Here is a 22,477-nt window from a genome sequence, read left to right as displayed (position 1 = left end):
TAGGTCAGGCGCGGGGCGCATGGGGCGCCCGGATGAGGACAGATCATGACCACCCTGCGCGACGCTGCGATGAACTCCAAAGCCTGGCCTTTCGAGGAAGCGCGCCGGGTGCTCAAACGCTATGAGAAAGAACCGCCGAAGAAGGGCTATGTGCTCTTTGAAACGGGCTACGGCCCTTCGGGCCTGCCCCATATCGGCACCTTCGGCGAAGTGCAGCGCACCACGATGATCCGCCGCGCCTTCGAGATGATCTCGGACATCCCGACAAAACTTTTGTGCTTCTCCGACGATATGGACGGGATGCGCAAGGTGCCCGAAAACGTGCCGGAGCAGGACCTGCTCAAGGCCAATATCCAGAAGCCGTTGACTTCGGTGCCGGACCCGTTTGGCGAATTTGCGAGCTTTGGCGACCATAACAACGCCATGCTGCGCCGCTTCCTCGACACCTTCGGGTTTGAGTATGAATTTGCGAGCGCGACCGATTACTACACCTCGGGCAAGTTTGATCACATGCTGATGCTTTGCGCCGAGCGGTATGAGCAGATCATGGCGATCATGCTGAAATCGCTGCGCGAGGAACGCCAGCAGACCTATTCCTGCTTCCTGCCGATCCACCCGGAAACAGGGCGGGTGCTTTACGTGCCGATGAAGAATGTCGATGCGAAAAACGGTGAGATCACCTTTGACGACGAAGACGGGCGCGAGTGGACCTTGCCTGTCACTGGCGGCAAGGTGAAGCTGCAATGGAAGCCCGATTTTGGCATGCGCTGGGCCGCGCTCGATGTCGATTTCGAGATGTATGGCAAGGACCACTCGACCAATACGCCGATTTACGATGGCATCTGCCGGGTGCTGGGCGGGCGCGCGCCCGAGCATTTCACCTATGAGCTTTTCCTCGACGATCAGGGCCAGAAGATCTCCAAATCGAAGGGCAACGGCCTCACCATTGATGAATGGCTGACCTATGCCGCCACCGAGAGCCTTGGATACTTCATGTATCAAAAGCCGAAAACGGCAAAACGGCTGTGGTGGGACGTGATTCCGAAAGCGGTGGATGAATACCACCAGCAATTGCGCGCCTTCCCCGACCAGCCGGTGGAAAAACAGATCGACAACCCGGTTTGGCATATCCATGGCGGCAAGCCCCCGGTCTCGAACCTCGTTGTGCCTTTTGCGATGTTGCTCAATCTCGCTTCGGTGGCCGGTGCCACCGACAAGGCCGGGCTTTGGGGCTTCATCAAGCGCTATGCGCCCGAGGCGAGCCCCGAAACCCATCCCGACCTCGATGCCGCGGCGGGCTATGCGGTGCGCTACTTCCAGGATTTTGTCGCGCCGGGCCTCACCTTCCGGCTGCCCTCCGATCAGGAGCGCGCGGCGATGGAGGATCTGCTCGCCCGTCTGGAGGCGCTGCCCGACACCGACCTGCATGCACAATTCGAAGATCCGAGCGAGGGGCTGCAAACCATCGTTTTCGCCGTGGGCACCGAACACGGGTTCGAGCCCCTGCGCAGCTGGTTCACCGCCCTTTACGAGGTGTTGCTCGGCCAATCCCAAGGGCCGCGGTTTGGCGGCTTCATCGCGCTTTACGGCCTCAAGGAAACGATTGCGCTGATGAAACGCGCGCTGGCGGGCGCGCTTGTGAAGGGCTGATCAAAGCCCGCCGCGCAGCGTTTCGGCCCGCCAGAGCGCATACCATTTGCCCCAGCGTGCCGCGAGCGCCTCAGGCGGATCGGCAAAGAGGCGCGCCCCCCGCGCAAAAGCGCGCGACTCGATTGCCGCCTTGCGGGCGGCAATCGCCGTGTCGAGGGCTTGCGCCGCCTCCGGCCCGAGCGGGCCGGGCAGAATGGCTTGCAGCACACACAGATCATGGTGGTCGCCGAGCATCTCGCCCAGAGCGTCGACGGCGAGCGCATGCGCCCCCATCACCTCGGGCCAGATCGGCGTCAGAAGCCGGGTGTGATACCAGTGATGCTTCACGCGCGAGCGCCAGGCGTGCAGGTTTTCGGGCGCTGGCCTTTTGCGCGCGGTCTTCATTCGCCGTTCGCCCTGAATCAGGGTGCGAATGAGGCCGGGGGCGATGGCCTCCCAGCCCTCGGCCTCGAACCGCCAGTGCGGCAGCCGGGCGAGCACCGCATCGACCTGAGCGGCGAATTCTGTGAGCACCTGAGGGTCGGGCCGCGTCACCGGGGCAGGAAGCGCCGCGGCGAGCAGGCGGGCTGCATCGCCCGCGGCATTCTCGCCACTGAGCCGGGCCAGCGTCAGGTGCAGAACCTCGGCATCGCGCAGCCCGGAAATGCCCTGGGCTGCCTCACGCAGGGCTCTGTTTTCGTGATCGAATTGCTCAAATACGGGCGCCACGAGCCGCAGCAGGCCGCGGGTTTTCTTGATCCGCTTGCGCAGGGAATGAAGCGGCGAGAGATCGTTTGAGGGCGCGAGCGCAAGATGGCGCGCGGCGGTCAGCTCCGCTTGGGCGAGCGCACGGATCGCGGAGCTGGCGGGCAACGAGTCTGCGGGCAGCATGAAGGTCATGACGGTTCCTTTGACGACGATGCATCTGCAGCATGGGGATGTGACGACCGTGTGACAAGCCCTGAGCGAGCGCGTGTCGCCCCAGCGCGCGGCCCTCTCAGCAGTTGTTCAGCGATCCCCGCTAGCTCTCCTCGCGAGGCTTGGGCCCCGGCGGGGCCGGGGATCGGCGCAACGGAGGAGACGGATGAACATCGCAATTACCGACGGGGTGAGCCTGATGCCGCCCGCCTTTGCAGAAGGGCTGGATCAGTGGTCGAGCGAGAATGGCACGGCAGGGTCTGCCACCTACGCGGGCGCAACCAACGCCGCGCTTGTTCCGGCAGATGCGGATTTTGGCGCCTGCCTTGAGATGACGAAGACCCAGACGACGCAAAAGCTGCGCTTCATGGGGCAGACACCGATGCGGCCGGGCACTTATTTGCAGATCTCCGTGCGGGTGAAGGCGGTAACCGGAAACCTCCCGGCGGTGCGGATCGCGGGGTATGCGATGAGCGCGGCGAATGCCCATGTGGGCGGGCTCGTCGAGGTGGGGCCGGGCGTGGCGCTGAGCGCTTATGGCAAGATCGAGACGATCACCGCCATCGTCGGCTCGGGCACGCGCGGCGGGGTCAACATGGTTTGGGGCACGGTGCCGGCTTACGGGCATTTCGGTCTGGACCTCACCGGGCAGACTGGCGGTGTGGTGCGGATCGAGGCGATCGAGATCCGCGACATCACCGAAGCCTTTCTGCGCGAGATGATGGACAGCATTGATGTGCGGGATTACGGCGCGCTGGGCGATGGCGTGACGGATGACCGTGCCGCCTTTGCTGCCGCCGATGGCGCGGCCAACGGGCGCACCATCATCGTGCCGGAGGGCACGTATCGGATTGCCACCTCGATCCTGATCGAATCGCCGATCCGTTTTACCGGCACGCTCGTCATGCCCACCGCGGCGCGGCTTGCGTTGCAGGGCAACTTTGACTTTCCCACCTATGCGCGGGCTTTTGGGGATGAGGAACTGGCGCTGAAAAAGGGGCTGCAGGCGCTGTTTGGTTATACCGATCACAACAGCTTTGATCTCTGCGGGCGCCGGGTGGAGCTTAATGGGCCGCTCGATGTGGCCGCGATCTGCCCCGATGTGACGAGCTTTGCCAACCGCAGGGTGCTGACGAACGGGCAGATCAACGTGATCGCGAACAGCGCCTGGACGAGCGCGGTGGTGAGCTCGCAGGCGACCTATGCCACGGCGCAGCCCTACCAGCTGACCGGCGTGGCGAATATTGCCAATATCCCGGTGGGCGCGCGGATCACCGGCACCGGCGTGGGCCGCGAGGTCTATGTGCGCGCCAAAAACCTTGGGGCGGGCTCTCTGACCCTCTCCGAGCCGTTCTACGGCGGCTCTGGCACGCGGACCCTTACATTCACCCGCGACCGTTACATCCTTGATTTTTCGGGCTTTGAGGCGCTTTCCCGCTTCACGCTCGACAATATCGAGTTCCTCTGCAACGGCTATGCCAGCGTGGTGATGCTGGCGCCTGCGGGCGAGAATTTCCAGATGCGCGATTGCTGGGTGGTGAAGCCGAAGGACCGGGGGATCACCTCGCCCGGGCGCGGGTGTCAAAACCTGACGGTGGACCGCTGCAACTTCCTCTCGAATGAAATGACGGTGCGGGCGCAGGATCGCAGCTCGGTTTGCCTCAACGTCAATGCCAATGACGCCAAGATCCGCGAGTCGATCTTCGTGCGGTTCGGCCTGACCATGATCTTCAACGGTTCGGGGCATCTGATCGTCGGCAATCACTGGTTTCAGGGCGATGATGAAAGCGCCGCTACGCGCATGCCCGGCCTCGTCTTTTGCCAGACCAATGTGCAATCGGCGGTGACGGGGAATTACATCGACGACAACATCATCGAATGGACGAATGAATATGCACCGGACCCGGATCTGGGCACCGGCTACTCCTTCGGCGGGCTGAGCGTGACGGGCAACACCTTCGTGCATATCAACTGCGCCGCCTGGGTCACCTGGTTCTCGATCAAGCCCTATGGCGCCGGGCATTACGTTCACGGGCTGAGCGTGACGGGCAATGTGTTCAAATCGCTCAATGGCGCGATCAACCGGATCGAAAAGGTCGATACTACCTTTGCCGCGCTCGACAATTCCCGCATGCGCAACATTGTTTTTGAAAACAACATGTTCAATGCGGTCAACCAGATCACGGTGAACCCGGTGCTGGTGCAGGCCACGGTGTCGAGCGCGCAAACGGTCTGGACGGTGGATGGCGCCGCCTATCTGCCCTTTGGCGGCTGGGCGCGCACTGTCGAGAGCCTTGTTGCGGTGGGGGCGATCACCAATGGCGCGGGGGGCAAGGTCACGACCATGCCCTTTGTCACGGTCGAGCAGGGCGCGCAGAAAGACAAGGTCAGCGTGACCTGGCCGGAGACGGCGAAGGGCAAGATCACCGTGAAGCTGCGTATGGACAGCCCGACCTGACGGGGCGTGGCGGCGGGTGCGCCCGATCTGCCCGCCGCCGCTTGACAACCGCCGGTTGGAGGCGTTCTGGTGCCGGATATTTCTGATCCGGAGGGTATCATGCCCATGTCACGCCTGCCCGAAGGGGGCGGAGCCGAGCCCCTTTTGCCGATGTCTGTCACGGCTTTTGCCGAGGGCTACGGGCTGGCGCAGCTTCGTGCCGATCTGGTGGCGGGGCTCACCGTGGCGATTGTGGCCTTGCCGCTTTCGATGGCGATTGCGATTGCCTCCGGGGTCGGGCCGGAGCGCGGGCTTTACACGGCGATTGTCGGGGGCTTTCTGGTCTCGGCGCTCGGCGGCTCGCGGTTTCAGATCGGCGGGCCTGCGGGCGCGTTCATCGTTCTGGTGGCGGCCTGCGTGCAGCAAACGGGCGTGGCGGGGCTGGCGCTGGCCACGTTTCTTTCGGGCGCGATGCTCGCCGTGCTGGGGCTGCTGCGGCTTGGCCAGACCATCCGCTACATGCCCTATCCCGTGACCGTTGGCTTTACCGCGGGCATTGGTGTGATCATCTTTGCAAGCCAGATCAAGGATATGATGGGGCTTCAGCTGAGCTCGGCAGAGCCCGGCCCGATTGTGGACAAGCTCGCGGCGCTTTGGGCGGCGCGCGACACATTCACCCCCGCAGCGATCGGCGTGGCCCTTGCGACGGTGGTGGTGATCGAGGCGCTCAAACGCTTCGCGCCGCGACTGCCGAGCCTGCTTTTGGGCATTACGGTGATCACCGCGCTCGCGACCCTGCTCCATGTGCCGGTGGAAACGATCCAGTCGCGCTTTGGCGCGCTGCCAAGGCTCCTGCCTGCGCCGAGCGTGCCGAACCTCAGCCTTGATGCGATCCGCGCGGCGCTCCCCTGGGCCTTGAGCTTCACGCTCCTCGGCGCGATTGAATCGCTTCTTTCCGCGATGGTGGCCGATGGCATGTCGGGCCGCCAGCACCGCTCCAACACCGAACTTGTGGCGCAGGGCGTGGCCAATATGGGCGCGGCGCTCTTTGGCGGGTTTTGCGTGACGGGCACGATTGCCCGCACCGCGACCAACGTCCGCGCGGGCGCGCATGGGCCGGTGGCGGGGATGTTCCACGCGGCTTTCGTGCTCGCCTTCCTGCTCGTTGCCGCACCGCTCGCGGGCTACATTCCGCTGGCCGCGCTTGCGGGGCTTTTGGGCATCGTCGCATGGAACATGATCGAGCGGCACGAGATGGCGGCGCTGATCCGCGCCTCGCGCAGCGATGCGCTGGTGCTGATCGTCACCTTCCTCGTTGTCACCTTCCGTGACCTTGCCGAGGGCATCGTCATCGGCTTTGCGCTGGGCGGGCTCGTCTTCATCCGCCGCATGGCCGAGATGACCCGGCTTGCCCCCGGCGCTCCGGTCGAGGCGGCGGGCGAGCAGCGTGCCGATGTGGTCACCTACCATCTGCGCGGGGCGGTGTTCTTTGGCTCGGTCGCGCGGCTCGGCTCTGTGCTCGATCATATCGTGCAGAGCCCCCGCGCGATTTTGCTCGATGTCTCCGAAGTGGGCTTTGTCGATTCCACCGGCGCGCGGATGATCTTGCAACTCGCGCAGAAGATGACGCGCAAGGGCGGGCGGCTGATCGTTGTCGGCGCGACCGCGCCGCTTGAGGCGGCGATGCGCGCGCAGGGGCTCACCCCCCCGGCGCTGACCTATTGCGCCGATACCGCCGCGGCGTTGGCCAGCCTCGACGCCTGAGGCTCGAATCACCTCATTTCGCTGCTTTGCAGCATGAAGGCGGGGCGGGTGCGGTGCGCTGCCGCAGTCGGGCAGGCCGTCGCGCCTGATGGCGCTAACGCACCTCCTGGGCGAATCCCAAGCAATTGAAACCATGCGCCAAATCCCCTTCCTTGACAGGAAATTTACAATGTTATCGCTTTGCGAGTGAATTAATTTACAAAAAAATCCATTACAAATAGGGGGTTATCAGGTGCCTCACAATTGGTTTACACTGTCTTTGGGGTAGAGTGCTGCGGGAGTGATTTCGCGGCGAGAGGCGGCCGGGAGCCGCGATGATCTTGGGAGGAGAGGCCATGAACACCCAGTCGCAACCTGTTGCCGCACCGGAAATGCGTGACGTGCCCGCGGGCTTTGAAAACGCACATGCGAACGGCCAGAAATATCTGGAGATGTATCGGGAATCGATCGAGAACCCCGATGCCTTCTGGGGCCGCGAGGGCAAGCGTCTGGACTGGATGACCCCTTACACCAAGGTCAAGAACACCGATTTCACTTTTGGCAAGGTGTCGATCAAGTGGTTCGAGGATGGCGTGCTCAACGCCTCGGTCAATTGCATCGACCGGCACCTGCGCGACCGTGCGCTGCAAACCGCGATCATCTTCGAGCCCGATGATCCGAGCGAACCCGCCCAGCACATCACCTACAAGGAGCTCTCCGAGAAGGTGAACCGGATGGCGAACGTGCTGCTCAGCCAGGGCATCATGCGCGGCGACCGGGTGGTGATCTACCTGCCGATGATCCCGGAAGCCGCCTATGCGATGCTCGCCTGTGCCCGCATCGGGGCGATCCATTCCATCGTTTTTGCCGGTTTCTCGCCCGACGCGCTCGCCAACCGCATCAATGACTGCGGCGCGAAGCTTGTCATCACCGCCGATACCGCGCCGCGCGGTGGCCGCCGCACGCCGTTGAAAGCGAATACCGATGCCGCGCTTCTGCACTGCTCGGACAAGGTGCGCTGCCTCGTCGTCAAGCGCACCGGCGACCAGATCTCCTGGGTGCATGGCCGCGACGTCGACCTTTTGTATCTCATGGAGCACGTGTCGCCCGAATGCCCGCCGCGCCCGATGAACGCGGAAGATCCGCTCTTCATCCTCTACACCTCGGGCTCGACCGGCAAACCGAAGGGCGTGGTGCATACCACCGGCGGCTATCTCTGCTACGCGGCGATGACGCATCAATACACCTTCGACTATCAGGACGGCGATGTGTTCTGGTGCACCGCCGACGTGGGTTGGGTCACGGGCCACAGCTACATCATCTACGGTCCGCTGGCCAACGGCGCGACCACGCTGATGTTCGAGGGCGTGCCGACCTACCCGGATGCGGGCCGGTTCTGGGCCGTGTGTGAAAAGCACAAGGTCAACCAGTTCTACACCGCCCCCACGGCAATTCGCGCGCTGATGGGGCAGGGCACCGAATGGGTCGAGAAATACGATCTCTCGAGCCTCAAGGTGCTCGGTTCTGTGGGGGAACCGATCAACCCCGAGGCCTGGGTCTGGTATGACAAGCATATCGGCAAGGGCAAATGCCCGATCGTCGACACGTTCTGGCAAACCGAGACCGGCGGCCACATGATCACGCCACTGCCCGGCGCCACGCCCACCAAGCCCGGTTCGGCCACCAACCCGTTCTTCGGCGTCAAGCCCGTCGTGCTCGACCCGCAAACCGCGGTCCGCATCGGCGAGGTGGAATGCGAGGGGGTGCTGTGCATCTCCGACAGCTGGCCGGGCCAGATGCGCACCGTCTGGGGCGACCATGACCGCTTCCAGGAGACCTATTTCGGCCAGTATCGCGGCTATTACTTCACCGGTGACGGCTGCCGCCGCGACAAGGACGGCTACTACTGGATCACCGGCCGCGTCGATGACGTGATCAACGTCTCGGGGCACCGCATGGGCACGGCGGAAGTGGAAAGCGCGCTTGTCGCGCATCAGCAGGTGGCCGAGGCCGCCGTGGTGGGCTACCCGCACGACATCAAGGGGCAGGGCATCTACGCCTATGTCACGCTGATGAACGGGGTCGAGCCCAGCGAGGATCTGCGCAAGGATCTTGTCAAATGGGTCCGCACCGAAATTGGCCCGATTGCCTCGCCCGACCTGATCCAATGGGCGCCGGGCCTGCCGAAAACCCGCTCGGGCAAGATCATGCGCCGCATTCTGCGCAAGATCGCCGAAAACGATTACGGCGCGCTGGGCGACATCTCCACGCTCGCCGACCCCTCGGTGGTGCAGGAGCTGATCGACAACCGCATGAACCGGGGCTGACGCGATGGAGGCCATGGCTGAACGTAGTCAAGCGGCCACCACCACCCCTGCCGTGCTGATCCTGCTCGGGCCTCCGGGTGCGGGCAAGGGCACACAGGCGCGGATGCTGGAAGAGCGCTTTGGTCTGATCCAGCTCTCCACCGGCGATCTGCTGCGCGCGGCGGTGGCCGCGGGCAGCGCCGCGGGGCGCGCGGCAAAAGCGGTGATGGAGGCGGGCGGGCTCGTCTCTGACGAGATCGTGCTGGCGATCCTGAAAGACCGCATGGCCGCGCCCGATGTCAAAGCGGGTGTCATCCTTGACGGCTTTCCGCGCACCGCAGGCCAGGCCTCTGCGCTGGATGCGCTTCTGGCCGAAGCGGGCCAGCGCGTCACCGCCGCGATCAGCCTTGAGGTCGATGACCTCGCGATGATCGCGCGCGTCGCGGGCCGCTACACCTGCGCCGACTGCGGCGAGGGCTATCACGATGCTTTCAAGCTGCCCGAAACCTCGGGCACTTGCGACAAATGTGGCGGCACGGCCTTCAAGCGCCGCGCCGACGACACTGCCGATACCGCGCGGGCCAGGTTGGAGGCCTACCACGCGCAGACGGCGCCGCTGATTGCCCATTATCGGGCGCTCGGCGTTTTGGAGACGGTCGACGCGATGGCTTCCATCGATGCGGTCGCTTCGGATCTCGGGTCGATCGTCTCGCGCGTCTCGGCCTGAAGGGGAGGAACGGGCCTCTGGAGGGGGGCCCGTTCGGAGAAAAACAAACAGGGAGTAACGCTCATGGCGGACAATTCTTCGTCCAACGCCTATTGGAAAGCGAACATCCAGACGATCCTGATCTTTCTCGTGATCTGGTTTGTCTGCTCGTTCGGTTTCGGCATCTTGCTGCGTCCGATGCTGGCTGGCATCGGCATCGGCGGCACCGATCTCGGCTTCTGGTTCGCCCAGCAAGGGTCGATCCTCGTCTTTCTCGTGCTGATCTTCGCTTATGCGTTCCGCATGAACAAACTCGACCGTGAACACGGCGTGGATGAGTAAGGGAGGTTATTGAAAAAATGGATCAATTTACCCTCAACCTGATCGTTGTGGGCGCCACTTTCGCGCTCTACTTCGGCATCGCGATCTGGGCCCGGGCGGGCTCGACCGCAGAGTTCTATGCCGCGGGCGGTGGCGTGCACCCCGTTCTCAACGGCATGGCCACCGGCGCGGACTGGATGTCGGCGGCCTCGTTCATCTCGATGGCCGGGATCATCGCCTTCGGCGGTTATGACACCTCGGCCTATCTCATGGGCTGGACCGGCGGCTATGTGCTCCTTGCCATGCTTCTTGCCCCCTATCTGCGCAAGTTCGGCAAGTTCACCGTGCCGGAATTCATCGGGGACCGCTTCTACTCGGGCACCGCGCGCGTGATCGCGGTGATCGCGCTCCTGATCATCTCGATCACCTATGTGATCGGGCAGATGTCGGGTGTGGGCGTGGCCTTCTCGCGCTTCCTTGAGGTGAAAGCCTCGACCGGCCTCTATATCGGCGCGGCGATCGTGTTCGCCTATGCCGTGCTCGGCGGCATGAAGGGCATCACCTATACCCAGGTCGCCCAATATGTCGTGCTGATCATCGCCTATACGATCCCGGCGATCTTCATCTCGCTCAACCTGACCGGCAACCCGATCCCCCCGCTCGGTCTTTTCTCCGACGCGACCGCGACCGGCACGCCGCTCCTGGAAACGCTCAATGGCCTGCTCGCCGATCTGGGCTTCAAATCCTACACCGCGCAATCTGACAACACGCTGAACCTGTTCCTGTTCACCGTCTCGCTGATGATCGGCACCGCCGGTCTGCCGCATGTGATCGTGCGCTTCTTCACCGTGCCGAAAGTGGCGGATGCCCGGTCCTCGGCCGGCTGGGCGCTCGTGTTCATCGCGCTTCTCTACCTCACCGCGCCTGCGGTGGCGGCGATGGCGCGCGTGAACCTGATCAACACCTTCTTCCCGAACGGCCCGCAAAACGCGCCGCTCGCGATGGCGGACACGCCGGAATGGGTGGACAACTGGACCAAGACCGGGCTGCTGAAGGTCACTGACCTGAACGGCGACGGCCTGATCCAGTATTACAACGACGGTGCGACCAAGCAGGCGACTGCTTTGGCCGATGCGACGAAAGCCGGGGATGAAGCCGCGATTGCTGCCGCGCAGGCCGCGTTCGACGAGGCGGCTGCCGCTGGCGCCGCGAAACTTGCCGCCACCAACCCGCAAGCCGCGAGCTGGAAAGGCAGCGAGCTGACCGTGAACAACGACATCATGGTGCTTGCGAACCCCGAAATCGCGCAGCTTCCGGGCTGGGTGATCGCGCTTGTCGCCGCCGGTGGTCTGGCCGCCGCGCTCTCGACCGCTGCGGGCCTTCTGATGGCGATCTCGTCCGCGGTGTCGCACGACCTGATCAAGGGTCAGATCAACCCCTCCATCTCGGAAAAAGGCGAGCTGATGGCCGCCCGGATCTCGATGGCGGTGGCGATCGCGGTGGCGACCTGGCTCGGCCTCAACCCGCCCGGCTTTGCCGCGCAAACCGTGGCGCTCGCCTTCGGTCTGGCCGCCTCGTCGATCTTCCCGGCGCTGATGATGGGCATCTTCTCGAAAAAGGTGAACTCGGCCGGTGCGATCGCGGGCATGCTCGCGGGTCTGATCGCGACGGTGGTCTACATCTTCCTGCACAAGGGCTGGTTCTTCGTCGCCTCGACCGCGTCGTTCTCGGACTCGGCGCCGCTCTTCCTTGGCATCAAGTCGACCGCCTTCGGGGCCGTGGGCGCGCTGATCAACTTCGCCGTGGCCTTCGCGGTGACCGCCATCACCAAGCCGGTGCCGGCGAGCGTTGTCTCCCTCGTCGAGTCGATCCGTGTGCCGAAAGGTGCCGGTGCGGCGACCGGCCACTGAGGCAAACCCTGAAAACCGCGGGCGGGGATCTTTCCCGCCCGCACCCCGCCCGCTACAGCTGCGGGGATCCCTTGCGAGGAGATTGTCATGGAAACCGATCGTCAGGCCATCATCGCCTTTCTGGAAACGGTGCACCCCTACGACACCCTGCCGCGTGACGAGCTGGCCGATGTGGCCAGTTCCTTCCGCCGCATGGAATTTCGCCCCGAGGCGCTGATCTATGTCTATCAGACCCCGATCGGGGGCCTTTACCTGATCAAGCAGGGCGCGGTGGAAATCACCGATGGCAATGGCGGGCTCGTTTCCCTCCTCGGTCCGCGCAACTCCTTTGGCGAACGCGGGATTTTGCGCGACGGGCTGGCCGCCACCCAGGCGAAGGCGAGCGAGCAGACGATCTGCCTCGTGCTGCCCACGCCCACCTTCAAGCGGCTGATCGAGACCTATCCGTCGTTCGAGCGCTTCTTCAACCGCAAGCGCGGCGAGAAGGTCTCCAACGATATCGCCACCCAGAAAGTGGCGGATCTGATTGCCCGCAAGCCCCTGTTCTGCGGGCCGGAAACCTCCGTGGTGAACGCTGCGAAGATGATGCGCGATGCGCATGTCTCCTCGCTCGGCGTGGTGGCAGAGGCAGAGCGGCTCTTGGGCATCATCACGGTGCGCGATCTGGCGAACAAGGTGCTCGCCTCCGAGATGCCCGGCACCACCCCGGTGGCCGAGGTAATGACCGCCGATCCGGTGAGCCTGCCGCCCACCGCGCTTGGCTCGGATATCTTGCACATCATGCTTGAGCGGCGCATCGGCCATCTGCCGATCACCGAACAGGGCCGCTTTGTCGGCATGATCACCCAGACCGATCTGACGCGCTTTCAGGCGGTCTCCTCGGCGGTGCTGATCCGCGACGTGGTGAGCGCCGAGACCGTGGCGGAGATGGCTGCCGTGACCGCGCGGATCCCGCAGCTGCTCACGCAACTGGTGGGCGGGCACCACAGCCATGAGGTGATCACGCGCCTGATCACCGATATCGCCGATGCGGTCACCCGCCGCCTTCTGGTGATGGCAGAGCGCGAACTGGGCGCGCCGCCCGTGCCCTATCTCTGGCTCGCCTGCGGTTCGCAGGGGCGGCAGGAACAGACCGGCGTTTCCGATCAGGACAATTGCCTGATTTTTGAGGATGCCGCGACACCGGAAGACATGGCCTATTTTCAGGCGCTGGCGAAGATCGTCTGCGACGGTCTTAATGAATGCGGCTACGTCTATTGCCCGGGCGAGATGATGGCGATGAGCCCGCGCTGGTGCCAGCCCGCGCGCGTCTGGCGCGACTATTTTGCCGGTTGGATCAACACGCCCAACCCCGAGGCGCAGATGCTGGCCTCGGTGATGTTCGACCTGCGCCCGATCGGCGGCGGCGGCATTGCCATGTTCGAGGCGCTCCATGCCGAGACCCTCGCCATGGCTGCGAAAAACTCGATCTTCGTCGCGCATATGATCTCGAATTCGCTCAAGCACACGCCGCCTCTGGGCCTCATACGCGGCTTTGCCACGATCCGTTCGGGCGAGCACCGCAACCATATCGACCTGAAGATGAACGGCGTGGTGCCGGTGGCCGATCTGGCCCGCATCTACGCGCTGCAAGGCAAGCTGCCGCCCGCCAATACCCGCGCCCGGCTGAAGGCGGCCGAAGAGGCGGGGGTGGTCTCTGCGTCCGGCGCGCGCGATCTGATCGAGGCTTATGACCTCATTGCCACGATGCGGCTTGAAAATCAGGCCACGCTGATCCGCGCGGGCCGCAAGCCAGACAATTTCCTCGCCCCCTCCGATCTGAGCGATTTCGAGCGCTCGCATCTGCGCGATGCCTTTGTTGTCGTGCGCACGATGCAATCGGCGGTCGGGCACAACAAGGCGGTGGTGAGCTGAATGGTCAATGATTTCATCACGATGATCGCGGCGGGCCTGTTGGCCGGGCTGATGGTCTTCGTGGTTCGTCACGCGACACGCAAACTCTCGGGGCGCGCATTGCCGAAATGGCTGATGCCCGCGGCGGCCGGGTTTGCGATGCTCGGGGTCACGATCTGGGCCGAATACGCCTGGTTTGCGGATGCAAGGGCGCGCCTGCCCGAGGGCGCCGTGGTGGTGCAAAGCAATGCCGATACCGCCGTCTGGCGCCCCTGGACCTATCTTTGGCCGGTGACCACGCGCTTTGTTGCCATCGACACGCGCGCCGCCACGCGGCCAGAGCCCGACATTGTCGCCGTCAATCTTTACCTCGTGGCGCGCTGGCAGCCGGTGCAGCCGGTCTCAGTCGCCTATGATTGCGCGGGCCAACGGCAGGCGATCCTTGGAGCGGGGGGGCTTGCCGGCGCAAACTGGATGGCGGCAGGCGCGGATGATCCCGGGCGTCAGGCCGCCTGTGCGGGAGGCTGAGATGAGCAAGAAGCGGCGCGTGCTGATCATCGAGGACGAGGACAATATCGCCATCGCGCTCGACTATCTGATGAGCCGCGAAGGGTTTGACCATGAGCGCCTTGCCACCGGGCGCGGCGCGCTTGACCGGATCCGCGCCGAACAGCCCGACCTTGTGCTTCTGGATGTGATGCTGCCCGAGGTCTCGGGCTACGAGATCTGTCAGGAAGTGCGCGCCGACCATGGCCTTTCCGAGGTCAAGATCCTGATGATGACGGCGCGCGGCTCGGCGATGGAGCGGCGCAAGGGGCTCGCGCTCGGGGCCGATGGCTTCATTGCCAAGCCCTTTGAATTGAAGGAATTGCGCGACGAGGTGCACCGGCTGCTCGACGCGGGAGGGGCGTGATGCGCCTTGCCCGCCTCAGCCTGCGCCTGCGTGTGTTCCTGTTTTTCGCGGCGCTCGCTCTGGGCAATATGGCGGCGCTGGTGGCGGGGCTTGTGTTCGGCTTTGAAAAGCTGGGCGAGCCCGAGGCGCTGGATGGCTTCATCATCGGCGGCGTTGTCGCGGGCTTCGTCATCACCGGGTTGATCACGGCGGTCTGGTTTCTCTTTGATGAAAATGTGGCCAAGCCGATCGAGCGGCTTGCGGGCGGCATTCGCGCGCGCACGCATTCCCAGATCGAAACCGATCTCGACGCCGAGGCGGGGCGCTATCTGGGCGATCTTGCCCCCGCCGCGGCCGCGATCACCCGGCATCTGAACGAGACCCGCTCCGCGCTCACCGAATCCGTGCAGCGCGAGACCACGCGGCTTGCCCAGGAAAAAGACCGGCTCGAAACGCTTCTGTCCGATGTGCCGGTGGGCGTTTTGCTCTGCACCGCCTCGCATCAACTGGTGTTCTACAACGGACAGGCGACGGACCTTCTGGGCGGCGCGCATGCGCCGGGGCTTGACCGGCGCGTGTTCGACTATTTGCACGCTGCGCCGATCCTGCACGCTTATGCGCGGCTTCTGGAGACCGATGACCCGGATGCCGCCTCCGACCTTTTGTGCGCCACCACCGCCGATGGCAAAACGCTCGCGGCGCGGATGCGGCTGATCTCCGAAGGCGAAGATCATCACGTTACCCGCCGCGCGGGCTATGTGCTCACGCTGCGCGACGTTTCCGCCGATATGCGCGCCCACACCCGGCGCGAGGCGCTGATGGATGAGCTGTTCGACCGCATCCGCCGCCCGGCGGCGGCGCTGCAATCGCTCACAGGCGTGCTGATCGCCGATGATGGTCCGTCCGAGCCCGCGGCCCGCGCCCGCCTGCGGGAAGCGGCACGGGCAGAGGCCGCCAATCTGGGTGCGGCGATCCACACGCTGTTTGAGCGCCATGAGGCGATGCGCACGGATTGGGGCGCGCTCTCGATGGTGCGCGCCTCCGATCTGGGCGAGGCGGTGCGGGCGCGGCTTGCGGCATCGGGCGAGGCGCTGACCCCGGTCACCGCGCCGCTGATCCTGCGCATCGAGGGTTTCGAGATGGTCTCGCTGCTTGCGCTCCTTGGTCGGGCGCTCGGCCCCGAGCGGCGCGACAAACGGCTCGAAATCATCGAGGAGGGGGCGGGGGCGCTGATCGCGCTCGAATGGCAGGGGGAACGGGTGCCGATCGCGCTGCTTGAGCGCTGGCTCGATGAACCGCTCGAGCCGGGCATGGCAGATGTGACCGGGCGGCGGGTGATCGCCGCGCATGCCTCCGAGATCTGGCCCGAAGATCTGGCGCCGGGGCGCGGGCGGATCTGCATCCCGCTGCGCGAGGCGCGCCGGGCCTCGAAGCGCCCGCTGCCAGTGCCGCGCGCGGTGGTCTATGATTTTGACCTGCTGGGCCGCGCGCGCGAGGGCGAGGTGGCGCAAACCCCGCTCGACCGGCTCACCTTCGTGGTGTTTGACACCGAGACGACCGGCCTGCTGCCCTCGGAGGGCGATGAGATCGTGCAGATCGCGGCGGTGCGCATCGTCAATGGCCGCCGCGTCGAGACCGAAGTGTTTGACACGCTGGTGAACCCGGGCCGCCCGATCCCCGCCGCCTCGACCGCGGTGCACGGGATCTCGGAGGCGATGGTGGCCGAGGCGCCCGATATTGTCGCGGTCGGGCGGCGGTTTCACAAATTTGCCGAAGGGGCGGTGCTTGTGGCGCATAACGCGCCCTTCGACATGGAATTTCTGCGCCGCAAGGAAGGGGCGATCGGGCTCAGTTTTGACAATCCGGTGCTCGATACGGTGCTGCTCTCCGCGGTGGTCTTTGGGCAATCCGAAGGGCACAGCCTTGATGCGCTCACGCATCGGCTCGGCATCACGATCCCCGAAGAGGCGCGCCATACCGCGATTGGCGACACGGTGGCGACCGCGGATGCCTTCCTGAAGCTTTTGCCGGCGCTGAAAGCGCGCGGCCTCGTCACCTTTGGCGATGTTGTGGCAGAGGTGCGCCAACACGGGCGGCTGCTCAAGGATCTGAACGGGTAGGGGGCGCTGCCCCCGCGCGGCTTTGCCGCGCTCCCCCGGGATATTTTTACAAAGTCGAAGGGCCAGCGGGGTTGTCTTCGACTTTGCTTAAATATCCCACGGGGGTGCGGGGGTGTGAAACCCCCGCGCGCGCGGCCGGGCTCAGAGCCAGCGGTCGCGGCCGGTGCCCACTGCCTCGGAGATATTGGCAAAGCCGTCGCGCGCGGCGAGCGCGTCAAGGCCGCGGGCAATATCAGCGGCAAGGCTGAGGCCCTTGTAGACCATCGCCGAATAGATCTGCACCGCCGCGGCGCCCGCACGGATCTTTTCATAGGCCTCCGCGGGAGAGGAAATGCCGCCCACGCCGATCAGCGGCAGCTTGCCCTCTGTCACCTTCGAGAGCTGCGCGAGGACGCGGGTCGATTTTTCGAACAGCGGCGCGCCGGAAAGGCCGCCGGGCTGGGTGGCATTGACGCTTTTGAGCCCGTCACGCGAGAGCGTCGTATTGGTCGCGATCAGGCCGTCGAGCCGCGCCTCGAGCGCCACCTCGGCCACGTCTTCAAGCTCGGCGGGGCTCAGATCGGGGGCGATTTTCAAAAACACCGGGATCGGTTTGGCAAGCCCCGCGCGCGCCTCCATCACACCGGCGAGGAGCGCGGCAAGCGCGGCCTTGCCCTGCAGGTCGCGCAGCTTTTCGGTGTTGGGAGAGCTTACGTTGACGGTTGCAAACTCGATCGCGGCGCCCGCACGGGTGAGCACTTTCGCAAAATCGGCGGCGCGGTCGGCGCTGTCCTTGTTGGCACCGAGGTTGAGCCCGACCGGAACGCCCGCGGGCCGCGCCGCGAGCCGCGCGACGATCGGGTCAACGCCTTCGTTATTGAAGCCGAAGCGGTTGATCACGGCGCGGTCTTCGCTCAGCCGCCAGAGCCGGGGCCGGGGGTTGCCCTGCTGCGCGCGGGGCGTGGCCGCCCCCACCTCAAGAAAGCCAAAGCCCGCGCGCATCAGCGCCGGCAGCGCCACGGCATTTTTGTCAAACCCCGCCGCGAGCCCCACCGGGTTTGGCAGGTCGAGCCCGGCAAGCCGGGTGGTCAGCCGCGCGCCGGTGACCGGGCCGGGGAGCGGCACGAGCCCCATGCGCAGCCCCGAGAGCGCCAGACCATGCGCGCGCTCGGGGTCGATTTGATGGAAGATCCTGAGGCCGAGCGACTCGAGCAGGTTCACAGCAGACCCTCCGGGAAGATATGGCCCGAGACGCCGAGCGGCAGCGCCTTGTCCCACACCACGTCAGCGCGGCGCAGCGGCCTGTAAAGATGCGGAAAGAGCGCGTCACCGCGCGAGACTTCCCATTTCAGATCAGCCCCGAGCGGGTCGATAGCGACAGCGACGAGCACGAGGTCGCTTTCATTGGCGAAGTGCTTTGCCGCCGTCTCCACCACCTGCGCGGCAGTGGAAAAATGAATGAACCCATCGGCAAGGTCGACCGGTGCCCCCGCGGTTTCACCCGCGGCGCAAAGCGCATCCCATTCGGGGCGGCGAAAGATCTTGTAGATCAGCATGGCCTGTTCATGCCTCGGGGTCGGGGGCGCGTCAATCCCGCCCGTGCAAATCCCGGCCCTGCGCGCGGCGCCGATCGGTTTTGACAGGCGCGCGGCTTCAGGCCACACTTGCCCTGTTTCGCCTGCTCTGGAGGATTGCATGACCGCGCCCTATTTCCCCGCCCGCCTGCTTTTGACCACCGCAGCGCTTGCCCTTGCCGCGGGCAGCGCCCAGGCTGATTACACGCTCCATGTGCTGCACACCAATGACCTGCACAGCCGCATCGAATCGATCAACAAATATGACAGCACCTGCTCGGCGGAGGAGGAGACCGAGGGCAAGTGTTTTGGCGGCATCGCGCGGGTCGCCGCCGAGGTGGCAAAGCTGCGCGCCGATCTGGCCGGGCAAAACGTGATCTTGCTCGATGCGGGCGACCAGTTTCAGGGCTCGCTTTTCTACACGACCTACAAGGGCCGCGACACCGCCGAGTTCATGACCGCGATCGGCTATGATGCGATGGCGGTCGGCAACCACGAGTTTGACGACGGGCCGGGGGCGCTTGCCGCCTTCATCGGCGCGGTGCCGTTTCCGCTGGTGTCCGGCAACCTCGATGTGAGCCGCTCGCCGGAGTTGAACGGCAAGCTCCATGGCACGGTGGTGCTGACGGTGGGTGCCGAGAAGATCGGCATCGTCTCGGCGCTGGCGACCGATACGGTGGAGACCTCTTCGCCGGGGCCCAATGTGCTCTTTCAGGACGAGATCGAGAGCCTGAAAGCGGATGTGGCCGCGCTTGAGGCGGAGGGGGTCACCAAGATCATCGCGCTGCCGCATACCGGGTTTGTCAAGGATCAGGAGATTGCCGCCGCCGTGCCGGGGCTGGATGCGGTGGTGGGCGGGCACAGCCACACGCTTTTTGGCGAGGGCGGTGCGGCCTATCCGACCATGGTGGGCGCTGTGCCGGTTGTTTCGGCCTATGCCTATTCGAAATATCTTGGCCATCTGGTGCTGACCTTCGACGATGCGGGCCATCTGAAATCGGCCACGGGCGCGCCCATTCTGCTCGATGCTTCAGTGACGCCCGATCCGGCGATTGCCGCGCGCGTGGCGGCTCTGGCCGCACCGCTCGCGGAGGTGCGCGAAAAGGTGGTGGCCGAGACCGCGGCCGAGATCGACGGCGCCCGCGAGACCTGTCGGCAGCAGGAATGCGCGATGGGGGATCTTGTGGCCGATGCGATGCTGGCGCGGGTGCAAGATCAGGGTGTGCGCATTGCCATCACCAACGGCGGGGGCCTGCGCGCCTCGATCGACGCGGGGCCGGTGACGATGGGTGAGGTTTATACCGTGCTGCCGTTCCAGAACACGCTTTCGACCTTTGAGGCCACGGGCGCGGTGATCGTGAGCGCGCTCGAAAACGGGGTGAGCCAGATCGAGGAGGGGGCGGGGCGGTTTCCGCAGGTGGCGGGGCTGATGTTCAGCTTTGATCCGGCGGCTGCGCCGGGGGCACGGGTGAGCGATGTCAAGGTGGCGGCGGGCGCGGACTGGGTGCCGATCGACCCCGCCGCGACCTATGGCGTGGTGACCAACAACTACATGCGCGGCGGTGGCGACGGGTACAAGATCTTCGCGACCGAGGGCCGGAACGCCTATGATTTCGGCCCCGATCTGGCCGATGTGCTGGCCGATTACCTCGCTGCCCATGCGCCCTATGCGCCCGCGACCGATGGGCGGATCACGCGCAAATAAGGGCCGCGCCGGGAGATGAAGCGGCCCGGGCACGCCGCCCGGGCCGATCTGGTCAGCGCCCCAGCACGCCGCCGAGCCGGGCGTGGCGGTTCACGTCCTTATATAGCAGATAGCGGAACGGCCCCGGCCCCGCCGCGTAGCAGGCCTGCGGGCAATAGGCGCGCAACCACATGAAATCACCCGCTTCCACCTCGACCCAGTCACGGTTGAGCTTGTAGACGGCCTTGCCTTCGAGCACGTAAAGCCCGTGCTCCATCACATGCGTCTCTTCAAACGGGATCAGCCCGCCGGGCTGGAAGGTGACGATGTTGACATGCATGTCGTGGCGCAGATCGGCAGGGTCGACAAAGCGCGTGGTGGCCCAGCGGCCCTGCGTTTCCGGCATGGCCACCGGGGCGATCTCGCGCTCGTTCGTCACAAAGGCCTCGGGCAGGGCGATCCCCGGCGCGGGCTCGTAGCGCTTGCGGAGCCAGTGAAAGCGCAAAGCCGTATCCGCCCCGTTTTTCACCCGCCACTCGCAGCCCACGGGGATATAGGCATAGCCGCCCGCCGCCAGTTCATGCTCCTGCCCGTCGAGCGAGAGCCACATCGCGCCCTCGGTGACAAAAAGCACATGCTCGACGCCTTTTTCCGTTTCTGGCGCATCCGAGCCGCCATCGGCGCCGACCTCCATCACATATTGGCTGAAGGTCTCGGAAAAGCCGCTCATCGGCCGGGCGATCAGCCACAATTTCGTGGCCTCCCACCCCGGCAGATAGCTCGTCACGATATCGGAAAAGCAGCCCTTCGGGATCACCGCATAGGCCTCGGTGAAGACCGCGCGGCCCGTCATCAGCGCCGATTGCGGCGGCAGCCCGCCGGGGGGTGTGTAATAGCCGCTCATGCGAACACCTCCTTCAGGCGCAGCCATGCGATCCGTTCAACCTGCGCGCAGGCCTCGGCAAATTCCGCCTCGGGGCCTTGTTCCTGACGCCGGTAGAAGGCTTCGAGGATCGCGGCCTTGTCATGGTCGCGCACGGCGATGATGAAGGGGAAGCCGAATTTCGCCGTATAGGCGGTGTTGAGCGCGCTGAAGGTCTCGCGCTCGACATCGGTGAGCGCATCGAGCCCGGCGGAAGCCTGCTCGGCGGTGCTTTCGGCGGTGAGCCGCCTGGCCTGTGCGAGCTTTCCGGCAAGGTCGGGGTGCGCCTTCAGCACCGCGCGCCGTTCAGCCTCGGAGGCCGCGCGGAAGGCGCGCGCGAGCGCGCTCGCCACGCCCTCATGGCAATCATGCGCGGGGCCAAGCTCCAGCGCCCAGGCGCGCTCGGCAACCCAGGGGCTATGCTCGTAAATGCCGCCAAAGGCGGCGACGAAGGCCTCTTGCGTCATTTCGCTGGGCCGGGGGAGCGCTTGGGGCGGATGCGTGGCGGCCCAATGCGCGGCGATCTCGCCCCGGGTGGCAAACCACACGCCCTCAAAGCCCCTGGCATAGTCCAGAAAGCGTTTGAGCCCGGCAATCTTGCCGGGGCGCCCGATCAGGCGGCAATGCAGGCCGACCGAGAACATCTTGGCCGCGCCCGCCGCCCCTTCGGCATAAAGCGTGTCGAAGGCGTCCTTGAGGTAGGTGAAGAACTGCTCGCCCTCGATATAGCCCGGCGCGGTGGCAAAGCGCATGTCATTGGCTTCGAGCGTGTAGGGGATGATCAGCTGATCGCGCGCGCCCACCCGCTTCCAATAGGGCAGGTCGTCGTCATACGTGTCCGAGATCCAGTCAAAACCGCCCTCTTCGGCGGTGAGGCGCACGGTGTTGAACGAGCAGCGCCCCGTATACCAGCCGCGCGGGCGCTCCCCCACAACCTCGGTATGAAGCCGGATCGCCTCGGCAATCTGGCGGCGCTCCTCATCCTCGGGCATGTCGCGGTGTTCGACCCATTTGAGCCCGTGGCTCGCAATCTCCCAGCCGGCCGCTTTCATCGCCGCCACCTGCTCGGGGCTGCGCGCCAGCGCCGTGGCCACGCCGTAAATGGTGATCGGAATGGTCATCGCGGTGAACAGCCGATGCAGCCGCCAGAACCCGGCGCGCGCGCCGTATTCATAAATCGATTCCATGTTCCAGTGGCGCTGGCCGGGCCATTGCGCTGCCCCGGCCACATCGCTCAGAAACGCCTCGGATGCGGCATCGCCATGGGCGATGCAATTCTCGCCGCCTTCCTCGTAATTGAGCACAAGCGAGATCGCCACTTTCGCGCCCCCCGGCCAGCGCGCATCGGGGGGCGTCGCGCCATGGCCGCGCATGTCTCTGTCGTACCGTTTCATCTTTTCTTCTCCCGGCCCCGGCGCCTGTGTCGGGCCTTCTTCTTGCTCC

17 protein-coding genes are annotated in these 22,477 nt (G+C 65.1%); 12 read left to right on the top strand and 5 right to left on the bottom strand.

What is annotated here, in order from left to right; genetic code table 11:
• The first annotated feature begins 45 nt into the window (after window positions 1-45).
• On the top strand, window positions 46-1,650 hold the full coding sequence (locus tag ACFSM0_RS06980) for a lysine--tRNA ligase (protein WP_377388645.1): 1,605 nt from the start codon (window positions 46-48) through the stop codon (window positions 1,648-1,650).
• Here ACFSM0_RS06980 and ACFSM0_RS06975 read toward each other — a convergent pair whose 3' ends face one another.
• Complete coding sequence (locus ACFSM0_RS06975) at window positions 1,651-2,529, bottom strand: CHAD domain-containing protein (RefSeq protein ID WP_377388643.1); 879 nt, start codon at window positions 2,527-2,529, stop codon at window positions 1,651-1,653.
• Window positions 2,530-2,713: 184 nt separating this feature from the next.
• Between ACFSM0_RS06975 and ACFSM0_RS06970 the strand changes: the two genes are divergently transcribed.
• The 10 genes from ACFSM0_RS06970 to ACFSM0_RS06925 all read left to right on the top strand — a co-directional run bounded on the left by ACFSM0_RS06970 (window position 2,714) and on the right by ACFSM0_RS06925 (window position 16,875).
• The gene (locus ACFSM0_RS06970) at window positions 2,714-5,005 is read left to right on the top strand and encodes a glycosyl hydrolase family 28-related protein (RefSeq protein ID WP_377388641.1); all 2,292 of its coding nucleotides are present in this window, start codon (window positions 2,714-2,716) and stop codon (window positions 5,003-5,005) included.
• Window positions 5,006-5,104: 99 nt separating this feature from the next.
• Entirely contained in the window at window positions 5,105-6,748 is a 1,644-nt protein-coding gene (locus ACFSM0_RS06965; protein WP_377388639.1) for a SulP family inorganic anion transporter, read from the top strand.
• A 335-nt stretch (window positions 6,749-7,083) separates the two neighbouring features.
• On the top strand, window positions 7,084-9,054 hold the full coding sequence (gene acs, locus ACFSM0_RS06960) for an acetate--CoA ligase (protein ID WP_377388637.1): 1,971 nt from the start codon (window positions 7,084-7,086) through the stop codon (window positions 9,052-9,054).
• A 13-nt stretch (window positions 9,055-9,067) separates the two neighbouring features.
• The gene (locus ACFSM0_RS06955) at window positions 9,068-9,760 is read left to right on the top strand and encodes an adenylate kinase (RefSeq protein ID WP_377388635.1); all 693 of its coding nucleotides are present in this window, start codon (window positions 9,068-9,070) and stop codon (window positions 9,758-9,760) included.
• A 63-nt stretch (window positions 9,761-9,823) separates the two neighbouring features.
• Complete coding sequence (locus ACFSM0_RS06950) at window positions 9,824-10,081, top strand: DUF4212 domain-containing protein (RefSeq protein WP_097068308.1); 258 nt, start codon at window positions 9,824-9,826, stop codon at window positions 10,079-10,081.
• A gap of 17 nt (window positions 10,082-10,098) precedes the next feature.
• The gene (locus ACFSM0_RS06945; protein ID WP_377388632.1) at window positions 10,099-11,970 is read left to right on the top strand and encodes a sodium:solute symporter family protein; all 1,872 of its coding nucleotides are present in this window, start codon (window positions 10,099-10,101) and stop codon (window positions 11,968-11,970) included.
• Between the two features lie 87 nt (window positions 11,971-12,057).
• Window positions 12,058-13,884, top strand: coding sequence for a DUF294 nucleotidyltransferase-like domain-containing protein (locus ACFSM0_RS06940; RefSeq protein WP_377388631.1), 1,827 nt, complete (start codon window positions 12,058-12,060; stop codon window positions 13,882-13,884).
• Window positions 13,885-14,391 (top strand): hypothetical protein, encoded by a 507-nt coding sequence (locus ACFSM0_RS06935; RefSeq protein WP_377388629.1) that lies wholly within the window; start codon window positions 13,885-13,887, stop codon window positions 14,389-14,391.
• Window position 14,392: 1 nt separating this feature from the next.
• Window positions 14,393-14,776 (top strand): response regulator transcription factor, encoded by a 384-nt coding sequence (locus tag ACFSM0_RS06930; RefSeq protein ID WP_377388627.1) that lies wholly within the window; start codon window positions 14,393-14,395, stop codon window positions 14,774-14,776.
• Window positions 14,776-16,875 (top strand): 3'-5' exonuclease, encoded by a 2,100-nt coding sequence (locus ACFSM0_RS06925; protein ID WP_377388626.1) that lies wholly within the window; start codon window positions 14,776-14,778, stop codon window positions 16,873-16,875. The genes ACFSM0_RS06930 and ACFSM0_RS06925 overlap by 1 nt, the downstream gene beginning before the upstream one ends.
• Window positions 16,876-17,016: 141 nt before the next feature.
• Here ACFSM0_RS06925 and ACFSM0_RS06920 read toward each other — a convergent pair whose 3' ends face one another.
• Together ACFSM0_RS06920 and ACFSM0_RS06915 are read right to left on the bottom strand one after the other, a co-directional pair.
• Window positions 17,017-18,075 carry a quinone-dependent dihydroorotate dehydrogenase gene (locus tag ACFSM0_RS06920; RefSeq protein WP_377388625.1) on the bottom strand — a complete coding sequence of 353 codons (1,059 nt, stop codon included), beginning with the start codon at window positions 18,073-18,075 and terminating at the stop codon, window positions 17,017-17,019.
• Window positions 18,072-18,410 carry a DUF952 domain-containing protein gene (locus ACFSM0_RS06915; protein WP_377388624.1) on the bottom strand — a complete coding sequence of 113 codons (339 nt, stop codon included), beginning with the start codon at window positions 18,408-18,410 and terminating at the stop codon, window positions 18,072-18,074. The genes ACFSM0_RS06920 and ACFSM0_RS06915 overlap by 4 nt, the downstream gene beginning before the upstream one ends.
• Window positions 18,411-18,549: 139 nt before the next feature.
• Here ACFSM0_RS06915 and ACFSM0_RS06910 point away from each other — a divergent pair, with 139 nt between their 5' ends.
• Window positions 18,550-20,133 (top strand): bifunctional metallophosphatase/5'-nucleotidase, encoded by a 1,584-nt coding sequence (locus tag ACFSM0_RS06910; protein WP_377388623.1) that lies wholly within the window; start codon window positions 18,550-18,552, stop codon window positions 20,131-20,133.
• A gap of 52 nt (window positions 20,134-20,185) precedes the next feature.
• Here ACFSM0_RS06910 and ACFSM0_RS06905 read toward each other — a convergent pair whose 3' ends face one another.
• Both ACFSM0_RS06905 and puuE read right to left on the bottom strand, forming a co-directional pair.
• Window positions 20,186-21,016, bottom strand: coding sequence for a bifunctional allantoicase/(S)-ureidoglycine aminohydrolase (locus ACFSM0_RS06905; protein WP_377388621.1), 831 nt, complete (start codon window positions 21,014-21,016; stop codon window positions 20,186-20,188).
• Complete coding sequence (gene puuE, locus ACFSM0_RS06900; protein ID WP_377388619.1) at window positions 21,013-22,428, bottom strand: allantoinase PuuE; 1,416 nt, start codon at window positions 22,426-22,428, stop codon at window positions 21,013-21,015. The genes ACFSM0_RS06905 and puuE overlap by 4 nt, the downstream gene beginning before the upstream one ends.
• Window positions 22,429-22,477: the final 49 nt, after the last annotated feature.

Source organism: Rhodobacter lacus (assembly GCF_042683065.1).
Taxonomy (GTDB): domain Bacteria; phylum Pseudomonadota; class Alphaproteobacteria; order Rhodobacterales; family Rhodobacteraceae; genus Rhodobacter; species Rhodobacter lacus.
The sequence above is the reverse complement of the archived record's forward strand: the minus strand, read 5'-3'. Positions and strand labels throughout refer to the sequence as shown.

Coding starts and splice junctions, on each gene's coding strand:
- ACFSM0_RS06970 (WP_377388641.1), top strand. CDS start 2,714: ATGAACATCGCAATTACCGACGGGGTGAGCCTGATGCCGCCCGCCTTT.
- ACFSM0_RS06940 (WP_377388631.1), top strand. CDS start 12,058: ATGGAAACCGATCGTCAGGCCATCATCGCCTTTCTGGAAACGGTGCAC.
- ACFSM0_RS06945 (WP_377388632.1), top strand. CDS start 10,099: ATGGATCAATTTACCCTCAACCTGATCGTTGTGGGCGCCACTTTCGCG.
- ACFSM0_RS06905 (WP_377388621.1), bottom strand. CDS start 21,016: ATGAGCGGCTATTACACACCCCCCGGCGGGCTGCCGCCGCAATCGGCG.
- ACFSM0_RS06930 (WP_377388627.1), top strand. CDS start 14,393: ATGAGCAAGAAGCGGCGCGTGCTGATCATCGAGGACGAGGACAATATC.
- ACFSM0_RS06925 (WP_377388626.1), top strand. CDS start 14,776: ATGCGCCTTGCCCGCCTCAGCCTGCGCCTGCGTGTGTTCCTGTTTTTC.
- ACFSM0_RS06965 (WP_377388639.1), top strand. CDS start 5,105: ATGCCCATGTCACGCCTGCCCGAAGGGGGCGGAGCCGAGCCCCTTTTG.
- puuE (WP_377388619.1), bottom strand. CDS start 22,428: ATGAAACGGTACGACAGAGACATGCGCGGCCATGGCGCGACGCCCCCC.
- ACFSM0_RS06935 (WP_377388629.1), top strand. CDS start 13,885: ATGGTCAATGATTTCATCACGATGATCGCGGCGGGCCTGTTGGCCGGG.
- ACFSM0_RS06975 (WP_377388643.1), bottom strand. CDS start 2,529: ATGACCTTCATGCTGCCCGCAGACTCGTTGCCCGCCAGCTCCGCGATC.
- acs (WP_377388637.1), top strand. CDS start 7,084: ATGAACACCCAGTCGCAACCTGTTGCCGCACCGGAAATGCGTGACGTG.
- ACFSM0_RS06950 (WP_097068308.1), top strand. CDS start 9,824: ATGGCGGACAATTCTTCGTCCAACGCCTATTGGAAAGCGAACATCCAG.
- ACFSM0_RS06915 (WP_377388624.1), bottom strand. CDS start 18,410: ATGCTGATCTACAAGATCTTTCGCCGCCCCGAATGGGATGCGCTTTGC.
- ACFSM0_RS06955 (WP_377388635.1), top strand. CDS start 9,068: ATGGCTGAACGTAGTCAAGCGGCCACCACCACCCCTGCCGTGCTGATC.
- ACFSM0_RS06980 (WP_377388645.1), top strand. CDS start 46: ATGACCACCCTGCGCGACGCTGCGATGAACTCCAAAGCCTGGCCTTTC.
- ACFSM0_RS06910 (WP_377388623.1), top strand. CDS start 18,550: ATGACCGCGCCCTATTTCCCCGCCCGCCTGCTTTTGACCACCGCAGCG.